The organism is Streptococcus sp. 3.1, from assembly GCF_016648915.1.
Classification (GTDB): Bacteria; Bacillota; Bacilli; order Lactobacillales; family Streptococcaceae; genus Streptococcus; species Streptococcus salivarius_E.
The window spans coordinates 54,473-64,822 of sequence record NZ_JACLQV010000013.1; the positions used below are offsets into that span (position 1 = coordinate 54,473).

Annotated in this window: 7 protein-coding genes and 1 pseudogene; all 8 read left to right on the forward strand. The window is 33.5% G+C overall.

Annotated features, from left to right (window positions below):
- Entirely contained in the window at window positions 1–333 is a 333-nt protein-coding gene (locus H7U02_RS08235; protein ID WP_201043136.1) for a DUF2304 domain-containing protein, read from the forward strand.
- A gap of 70 nt (window positions 334–403) precedes the next feature.
- Window positions 404–1,186, forward strand: coding sequence for a glycosyltransferase family A protein (locus tag H7U02_RS08240; RefSeq protein ID WP_060972646.1), 783 nt, complete (start codon window positions 404–406; stop codon window positions 1,184–1,186).
- A gap of 131 nt (window positions 1,187–1,317) precedes the next feature.
- Window positions 1,318–2,571, forward strand: a complete 1,254-nt coding sequence (locus tag H7U02_RS08245; RefSeq protein WP_060972647.1) for an oligosaccharide flippase family protein — start codon at window positions 1,318–1,320, stop codon at window positions 2,569–2,571.
- A gap of 1 nt (window position 2,572) precedes the next feature.
- Window positions 2,573–3,556 (forward strand): annotated as a pseudogene (locus H7U02_RS08250) (glycosyltransferase family 2 protein).
- Window positions 3,557–3,581: 25 nt separating this feature from the next.
- Complete coding sequence (locus tag H7U02_RS08255) at window positions 3,582–4,541, forward strand: glycosyltransferase family 2 protein (RefSeq protein WP_060972649.1); 960 nt, start codon at window positions 3,582–3,584, stop codon at window positions 4,539–4,541.
- A gap of 194 nt (window positions 4,542–4,735) precedes the next feature.
- Window positions 4,736–7,687, forward strand: coding sequence for a rhamnan synthesis F family protein (locus H7U02_RS08260; RefSeq protein WP_201043137.1), 2,952 nt, complete (start codon window positions 4,736–4,738; stop codon window positions 7,685–7,687).
- Window positions 7,674–8,981 carry a DUF2142 domain-containing protein gene (locus H7U02_RS08265; RefSeq protein ID WP_060971823.1) on the forward strand — a complete coding sequence of 436 codons (1,308 nt, stop codon included), beginning with the start codon at window positions 7,674–7,676 and terminating at the stop codon, window positions 8,979–8,981. The genes H7U02_RS08260 and H7U02_RS08265 overlap by 14 nt, the downstream gene beginning before the upstream one ends.
- A 3-nt stretch (window positions 8,982–8,984) precedes the next feature.
- Window positions 8,985–10,232: a glycosyltransferase family 4 protein gene (locus H7U02_RS08270; RefSeq protein WP_060971824.1), complete on the forward strand. Its 1,248-nt coding sequence runs from the start codon at window positions 8,985–8,987 to the stop codon at window positions 10,230–10,232.
- Window positions 10,233–10,350: the final 118 nt, after the last annotated feature.

A 10,350-nucleotide genomic window follows, 5' to 3' on the forward strand; every position in this document is an offset into this window, starting at 1 on the left:
ATGACTATTTGGTTTCAAATTGTTCTAATTTTTGTATCTCTAGCAACCGTTACCTTTATTCTTAGAGGGATTCGAAAATCTCAAGTCCAAATTAATGACTCACTATTTTGGATTTTCTTTTCACTAGTTTTACTTGTATTTAGTGTCTTTCCAAAAATAGCTGAGATAATTGCGAGAGCATTAGGAATTGTTTCGGCGGTAAACTTTATTTTCCTCTTTATCATTTTCCTTCTACTGATTAATCAATATCAATTAACAGTTCGCTTATCTAAACTTGATACAAAGTTCAAAAACTTAGTACAAACAATTGCCTTGAGAGGGAAAGATAAGTAAAAGAGATTATACAGTCGTTTTAGTTAGGGATGAAATATCTTAATGACTATTTAAATAAAAAAGGAGACAAATGACTTCAGAAAATCAACATACATTTGTTATATGTGCTTATGGAGATAGCCCATTCCTAGAGGAATGTATTTTATCATTAGTAAATCAAGAGTTGAAATCTCAGGTGATTTTGTATACGTCGACTCCTAGTGATTATATTGAAAACTTGTGCTTGAAATATAATATTCCTTACCACTCTAAAGTAGGAGGGGGAATAGGGAAAGATTGGAACAATGCACTTTCCTTCGTTAAAACGAAGTATGCTACTATTGCTCATCAAGACGATTACTATCTTCCTACTTACTCCCTAGAAATTATGGAGAAGGCAAGTAAAGTACCAGATTCTCTAATTATTTATTCTGATTACTTTGAGGAAAAAGATGGACAAAAAATTGCTAAAACAACAAATTTGAAAATCAAAACCTTCATGTTGAAAGCAATAAATATATTATCCTCAAATAAAATTTGGAGAAGACGAATTCTAGCATTTGGAAATGCTATATGTTGTCCTGCTGTAACCTACAATCTTGATAAACTCAAAGGTTTCCAATTTGATGAGAATTTAAAAGGGAATTTGGATTGGGTTGCTTGGTATAAAATTGGTAGTATGAATGGTTACTTCTCTTTTGTTCCGAAGGAGCTAATGTGTCATCGTATTCATCAAGAATCAGAGACTTCTAAAACAATTAGTGATAACACTCGTTCGAAAGAAGATTTAGAGACGTTTGAAATTTTCTGGCCTAAATGGATAGCACGATTAATAATGAGGCAGTATGTAAAAGCACAAAATTCTAATGACTAATCAGTAGTAATATCTTAGAAGCTTAAAATGCTACTTAAAGAGAGATATTATAAGTAATTATGTTTTCCATTCCTCTAAAAATCTTATGATATAATAAGTGGAATATTGTTAATCGAAAGAGAGTAAAGTACTTGAAAAATGTAACTCCCCAAAAAGTTTTTTTCTGGAATATCCTTGGTAGTATGTCTTCCGCAGCTGTTTCCGTAATCCTTCTTTTTATTGTTACTCGTGTTTTAGATAGTGCTTCAGCAGATATCTATAGTTTTGCATATGCTATTGCTAATTTATTTGTGATTGTAGCTAGTTTTCAAGTAAGAGATTTTCAGGCGACAGATATCAAAGAAAAGTATTCTTTTGATACTTACTTGATTGCTAGGATAGTTTCAAATATTTTAATGGTTCTACTTTTGATTGGTTATATCATTTTAAATCCTAATACACATGCAAATATAGGTATAATATTTTGGGTGTCTTTTTTCCGAGTGAGTGAAGCTCTATCAGACGTTTTTCAAGGATTATTTCAACAAAGAGAACGATTAGATATTGCAGGTAAATCATTGTTTTTGAGAAATACAATCTCTACTGTTGTATTTGCTATAGTTCTACTTGTTTCAAAAAATCTCTTGTGGTCAGTAATATTGCAAACAATAAGCTCATTTCTTTTTATTGCTTTATTTGATTATACTAATTCAAGGTTATTCCATATCTTAAATTTCAGAAATGTAAAACCGCGCAAAGTTGTTAATGTATTTAAAGATTGTCTACCATTGTTTATTAATGCATTTCTATTAGTTTCAATTTACAATCAACCAAAGTATGCTTTAAATGATATTTATAATAAGGGATTAATTGGTAATGGTGTTCAAAGAGACTTTAGTATTTTATTTACGCCGATATTTGCAATGAATTTAATGATTATTTTTCTAAGACCAATGATTACACAACTTGCAGTGTTTCTTGAAGAAAAGAAAATTTCTCATTTTATTACGTATAAAAATAATCTATTTCGTATTTTATTAGGTACATGTACACTCATCTATATAGTTGGAGCTTTCATTGCTATTCCAGCATTAGATATAGTTTATGGAACAGATTTGAAACAGTATCAAAGTAGCTTTTTAATTTTATTGATGGGTGGTGTTGCTAGTACCTTCTCAACTGTGTGTGATAACATTCTAACAGTATTTAGAAAACAACACTATTTAATCATTTCTTTTGTAGTTGGTTACTTGGTTTCGATAATGACTGCAAGAACACTTGTGTTGAAATATGAAATATTGGGTGCCTCACTATCCTTTTTGTGTGCTATGATTTCATGGTTAATTGTATCGTTAGTAATTTATTTTATTACGAGTCCTTATACTATTTTTAGAAAGAAAAAATAATATGAAATTTTCAATTGTGGTAGCTGCTTATAATGTTGCAGATTACTTATCAGAGTGTATTACTAGCTTAGCAAATCAGAAATTTCAAGCATCAGACTATGAAATCCTTATTATTGATGATGGTTCTACAGATGGCGTGACAGGAGAACTTTGCGATAAGTTAGCTTCTAAATACAAAATGGTAAGGACAATTCATCAAGACAATGGGGGATTATCTGCAGCTAGAAATACTGGAATTAAACACTCTAAAGGTGAGTTTATACTCTTTGTTGATGGTGATGATTTTTGGAGTAATCTAGAGTTCCTTGATAACTTATCTAGAAATATTGATACCTATAAAAGCGATGTAGTAATTTTTTCTTATGATAAGTATTATGGAAAAGATGAGAGTGCTAGAATTGATTTTAACTCTGTTCCAGAGTCAGGAAATATTGAAGAAAACGTTATTGACTTGGTTAGGAATAGTGTTTTAACGGCTCCAGCATGGAACAAATGTATCAGAAGAAATTTATTTGTTGAGGAAACTTTAGATTTTCCTGTTGGATTCCTATCAGAGGATTGCTTATATTGTTCATATCTTTTAAAACTAACTGCGAAATATTCTATTTTGAATATAGAATCTTATAAGTACAGGCAGAATCGAATTGGAAGTATTACTAATGTGGTTAAAGAAAAAAATGTATATGACATATTAAAAAGTATAGATATAGGTTTAACGAATATTGGAGAATGTAAGAATAATGTTCGTAAAGCGATAAATATTTACTTTGCAATTTCATATATCTCAGTCTTACCATATGTAAGTCAATATATTTCAAATTCTGAGATTATGTATCTGTTAAAAAAATACAAGTATCTTTTGTAATTTTCAAATGAAATAAAGAATAGTTCGTTTAATTTAACCGGTAAGATTACAAGATTATTAGGTCTAAGATTATCAATCATTTTATTACCAAAGCTATTGAGAATATATAAAACAATGTAATAGTAAAATTTTAAGAGGAGTATTAATGTCTAAACCAGCTATTTCAGTAATTATTCCGGTTTATAATGCACAAGAAGGACTCGGTCAGTGTATTGATTCACTTTTAGATCAAACATTTTCGGATTATGAAATTATTATTTTAAATGATGGCTCTACCGACAACTCTTTGGAAGTAATTCAAAACTATGCTTCAAAAAATGATGGTATTAGGGTTGTAGATAAGGAAAATGAGGGTGTAGCTAAGACTAGAAATCGAGGGATAGCCCTTGCAAAGGGTGAATACATAGTCTTTATTGATAATGATGATTTTATTGCTCCAGATTACTTAGAGTGTTTTTATAAGGCGATAGAAAAGGAAAAATTAGATATTGTTATTGGTGGCTATAAACGTGTTAACAAAGAACATAAAATTCTTTTCCAACAAGATCTATCTCAGACTGATTGGTCAAAATATATAGTGGTGGCACCTTGGGCACGTATCTATCGCACTTCATTTTTAAGGGAAAATAATATTCAGTTTTTTGATTATCCAATTGGTGAAGATGTTATCTTTACTTTAACTGCCTATAATTTAACTGATAAAATAAAGGTAATTGATTACAATGGGTATAATTGGTTCTTTAATGAACGAAGTATTTCAAATACTTCGCAAAGAGGTTTTAACCCTGAAATTGATATAATTTATTTTTTAAGTTGTTTAAAAGAGGTTGCAGGAGATTCTGAATATATAAAATATTATGTCAAACGATATTATATTTGGTATTTACTCTTTTCTGGGAAAGCTGCATCAAGTAAGCAATTTGTTGAACAACATAGGAGAATACAGGATTGGATTCGTAAAGAAAATTTTAGATCAAAACTAACACCATTTTCAAAATCAGTAAGGGGAGAGAGAATCCAGACTAAGATTTATGTTGTGATATTTAGGCTGATAGAACATTTGAAATTGGTCACATTATTTTCAAAGTTCTATTGTAAAGGGTAGTATTTATCCTCACAAAGCAGAGTAATTCTGCTTTTTTCTTTGTCTGTAGTAGGGGGATTTTTTGTCCAAACTATAGTATAATTAAAGTGGTATGCACTTTCAAAGATTACTACTTTAGTCAATCTTTGAAGCTTAGTAATATTAGTAATTTTCAGGTACTAATTGATGTTTTGTTAAACAAAATGGATGGAAAAATGAATAATTTAATCTCAGTGGTTGTGACTTGTTACAATCATGAAAAGTATATTGAGCAATGTCTGCGAAGTGTTTTTAATCAGACCTATACTAATATCGAATTAATCGTTTTGGATGATGGTTCGACGGATAATTCAACTCAAATTATCCAAGAGGTTTTGAAGGATTCACCTTTTGGGACAAGATTTGAAACTCATGAAAACCTTGGAGTGGTAAATAATCGAAATTTAGGACTCGAGCTTATTAGAGGTGATTATTTGCTATTTGTAGATAGTGATAACTACCTCGATGCGGATTATGTGGAACAGTTGTACAGTAAGTTGACGGAAACAAATGCTGATATTGCGTACTGTGATCTTTTTAATCCAGAAAAAGAAGAGTTCTACCTTAAAAGCCGTGAATTTGACCTAACTGCCTTTCTAAATGCTAGTTTTATTGATAACTGTTCTTTGATTCGTAGAAGTATTATTAAAAATGCTCGTTATGATGAGATGTTAAATCGTAAAAAGCTTGAAGATTATGACTTTTTATTGAACTTAATCATTAATAACGGTGCTAAAGCGGTATATCAACCAAGTACCAAGCTTAATTATCGTGTCTTTGAAACAGGATCCATTTCTGGACGGGACTCTGTTCGCTACCATTATGAAATCTATCTTGATATTCTTGAGAAGTACCTTGATAAGCTTCCTCATGAAATTTACAAGGCAGTTTGTGAGAACCTCATGGTTTTGGAAGAGCGGTTGGATAGCTTGCTTAAACATCACGATGATGTGACAGACTATGTTGATCGCTTGAAAAAAGATCGTGATCAACTTGAACGAAGAAAGTATACACAATCTAAGCAATTGAAGGATGCCCATAAAGAAATGGAGCTTATCCGAAGTTCACTGTCATATCGTTTAGGTAACGCCCTTATTACACCTATAAAGACAGCAGGAGTCATTGCTAAGAATCCAAAGGCTATTAAAAATTATTTGAGAGCTTTAAAAGTCAAAGTGATACAGTTACGTCGTCGAATGACACCTCTTAAGGTTCGCCAGTTACGACGTCTCAGAAATAGTCAACGCTCCGCCTTGTCACATAATGGTAAGAAAGCACTGGTTTATGTTATTTTTGAGTCTGAAGCTCGTCTTCAAGAATACAAATTACGTTTCTTACAAGCCATGGCTCCATTGGTAGATGATGTTATTGTCGTTGTCAATGGACAGCTTCACGATGATGATATTAATACCCTTGAGGCCTACGGTAAGGTTTTGACTCGTGATAACAAGGGATATGATACTGCGGCCTTTAGAGAAGGGATTTTTGCCTTTGGTAAAGACAAGCTTAAAGATTACGACCAGCTCCTCTTGGTGAATGATACTAACATTGGTCCGATGAGAGATTTGTCTCAAGTATTCCAGGAAATGGCTGACAAGCAGCTAGATTTCTGGGGAATTTCTTTTGGAGAAGAGCAAGAAGATGTTACTAAGGAGAATCCTTATGGCTACATTCCTAAGCATCTTCAATCTTATTTCCTAGTTATTGAAAAGCTCATGCTAAACGATGATGACTTTTATGAGTATTGGACACACTTGACGGATACAGATTCTCGTGATAAAGCTATTGGTCGACATGAGACACGTTTTACCAAGCATTTTGCTGATTTAGGTTATCGTTATGATGCGGTTGTGCAAGAATACGAAGATTCTGCCATGTATATCCACCCGCTTAAGATGCTCGAAGCAGGTAGTCCTTTGGTGAAATACACGGCTCTGAAAAATTATGATGAAGACCAGTTCTTGTGGCAAGGTCTGGACCGTGATTCGGAAGTCCCTGACTTGTTAGAGTTTGTCGCAGAAGAAACAGACTACCCAGTGTCGATTCTGGAAGATATTGTAAATAAATTTAAGGCGGTTCCACGTGATCAATATATTCTATTGATTGATGGAGTTGAAAATATTATTCCGCAATGTACCCGTTATCGTGTCTTAAACAAGGCAGAACAATTACGTAAGCATGGTTTTGCAGTCAAAGTTGTTAACCTATCTGATTTCCAACTATCGATGGCTCAAAACGCTAGTCACATCATTATCTACCGTTCACCAATCTCACCTGAACTTTTGCGTCTCTGTCATTTAGCTAAGGAATATGGAAAACCTGTCTTCTTTGATATTGATGATTTAGTCTTTGATACGGTTTATACAGACCAATTGAGTTATACGCAAGGGCTTAATTCGGTTGAAAAAGGAAACTATGATGCAGGTGTTCGAAATTATGGTTATATGCTAGAAAACTGTGATGGTGCCATTACTTCGACTAACCAGTTGCAGGAGGAGCTGTTTAAGTATCAAAGTAAGGTTTTACTTAATCGAAACTTGGCTTCTGATGACTTAATCGCTATTAGTAGTCAATACATCAAAGATTACTCTCAAACATCCGATATTGTTAAGATTGGTTATTTCTCTGGTTCCATTAGTCATAATGAGAATTTTGAATTGATTAAACCAGCTATTAAAGAATTGCTTACAAAATATAGCAATGTCCAATTACATATTGTCGGGATTTTGGATATTCCGCAAGATATGAAGCCCTTTGAAAATCAAATTGTAACTCACGATTATGTGGATTGGGACAAACTACCTGCCTTGATTAGTGAAGTTGATATTAACCTAGCACCGCTTGTGGATTCTATATTTAACCGTGCGAAGTCGGAGATTAAGTGGATTGAAGCTGCCTTGGTGAAGGTACCTACAGTAGCAAGTAAGATAGGAGCTTTTTCAGATGCAGTTGTTGATGGTGAAACAGGATTGTTAGCTACCGATGAAGAGTGGTTTGACAAGCTTGAAGCATTGGTTTTATCTCCAGAATTAAGACAGAAAATTGCAGATGCTGCTTATCGGGCTGTTCTTGAAAACTGTACCTTAAGCAAGAAAGATGATATGGTGACTTATTTTGAACAGAATTAAACAAATAAAAGTTGAAAATTTATTTTTCATCTTAGCGACGATTTTTATTTTCTCATTTATGTTTGTATTTCCAATTAATCGTGTGCCAGATGAAACAAACCACGCGCGTATGACTTGGGAGACCTTCCATAAACCAACCGAGACATCGTTTAAATGGATGGATGAGATTCCAAGTAATGATAAGGTTAAGTTAGCGGAATATAAACAGATTTTTGCTCAAAAGATTGATATGAGTAAAGAACCTTTTCAATTTGGTGTGAGTTTAAAAACAATCTCCTTTATTCCACAGCTGATAGGGATGACGATTGGAAGTTGGATTAGTCCCACAGTTGGAATGATTATCTATATGGGGCGTATCTTTAATGCACTGGCCTATATACTAGGAATTTACTTTTTAATACGTTATTTCAAGTATGGGAAAACAGCCCTAATGTTTATTTCGCTGCTACCAATTATGGTTCAGCAAGCTTCATCACTTTCTTATGATGTGATGAACTATTTGGAAGTGATGTTAGCTCTTGGTTTTATCACTAATCTTGCCTATTCTAAACGTTTTACCAATCGTAATATTATCCAGGTGATAGGTCTAGCAATATTGCTTCTAGCAACCAAGCCAAATAATGTTTTATTGTTGGGATTGATTCCATTTGTACCGCTAGAGTTTGAAGGTGTTCTTGCTTTTCTAAATCGTCCAGTGCAAGCTATTAAGACCTTTATTTCAAAATATAAAGTAGTCTTCTACCTTCTCTTTGTAGTAGGTGTCGTGGTGATTCTGCAATTCTTAATGAAGAATCAGGGCGGTCTACGTAATTATGGCGAGGTTTTGCGTAATACACTCTTTAATCCTGAGTTGAATGACAATTTGAATGGTATTTTGTCGCTTGGTATGTTCGGTTATCTTGGTAACCTTACTTTGCAAATGCCACTTTGGTTAATATTTATTGATATCGTTGTTCTTGCTATTTTATTCCTATCAAGTAAGAAGGATTTCTTTACAAAAGACTTTGCTAATGCATCCTGGATTCTCTTCCTACTAGAGGTTCTAGCTGCTGTTACAGTAATGTATATGCAGTGGACACCAGTTGTTCTTGGTCAGGGAGCTAATATATCTGTTGGTGCTCAAGGTCGTTACTTCACGCCATTTATCATTCTTTTGTTGCCACTAGTCGCCAACACAGCTAAGATTGATTTATCTCGACAGAAAAAATTGAAGATAGCAACCCTGACTTTAATTGCTAATTTCTTGGTCGCTATGTATTTGATTCTTTTCCATTACTGGGGGGTATTTGCATAATTTATGACTAAAACAATTTTATTTATTTCTCCGACAGGGACTCTGGATAATGGTGCCGAAATTTCGATAGTCAATCTTATGAAATTTCTTGTGGAAAAAGGTTATCGTGTGTTAAACGTTTTCCCTAATTACAAGGTGCCATCTCAAGAGGAGTATCAAGCAGAACTTCAGAAAGCAGGAATTGAGACCTATGGTCTTTCGGCTGTCAAATGGTGGTGGGAAGAAGCACCAGGTGGTTCACCGGGTAATCATTTTTTGCGAGTGAAATCTTATAATAAGAATGTCAAAGATATTCGAAATATTATTGTGGAAAACACGGTAGACCTTGTTATTAGTAATACAGTCAATGTGTTTCAAGGTGCACTTGCTGCAACTTTTGAGAAGGTCAAACATTTTTGGTTGATTCATGAATTTCCTGAGGGAGAATTTGGTTACTATAAAGAAAAACTTGACTTTATAGACAAGTTTTCTGATGAGATTTTTGCTGTAACAGGAGCGTTGACAGAGGATTTACAAAAGTATTTTCCAAATAGGAAGATTTATTCCTTTGCACCTTATACTCAAATTGAACCTAAAGAAGGGCTGGGAACTGAATCCAACGACCACCATCGTATCGTTTCAGTTGGTCGCTTGACTCAGAGAAAGAATCAGCTTGAGTTGATTAAAGCTTTTCAAATGCTTAATCTAGCAGGCACTGAACTTGTATTTTTAGGTGCATGGGATGAGGATTATAAACAACTCTGTGATGATTATATTGTAGAGCATAATTTGAAAAATGTTTCATTTATGGGATATTTAGATGATCCTTGGTCAGAGATTACTGATAAGGATTTAGCTGTTTTCCCGTCGAGTATGGAGACGTTTGGTCTGGTTTATGTAGAGTCTGTTTTAAATGGTATTCCAACGATTTTATCAGATAATGCGGGACATAAATCAGCCTTCGAGTATATGAATGAGCAAGGTCATATCTACCCTTTGGGTGACTTGGATACCTTAACTAGCATGATTTCAGAGGTCCTTGGTGGATTTGACCAAGAGAAACTTGAAGCAGTAAAAGCTGTTCCAAGTTTAAAAGAGAGATACTCTCTAGAGAGTGTCTATGCTAATATTACTGAAAAACTTGAGGACGATGAATTGTGTCATAAAAAAGTAAATCAGAAAGATATCGATTTTTTAAACAACCGAAAAGCACTAACGAAGAGTGTGAAATCTGCTGTAAAAAAGTTATTTCAGCTTAAAAAGATGAATTAAGGTAAAATCTCGTTATCTATGATTAAGAATGAAAAGGCCATTTTGTTCTGACCCCAAAAAGTTAGACAAATAATTTAAGCAAAGGATTTAGTTCTGTATTGTACAGGACTGAGTCCTT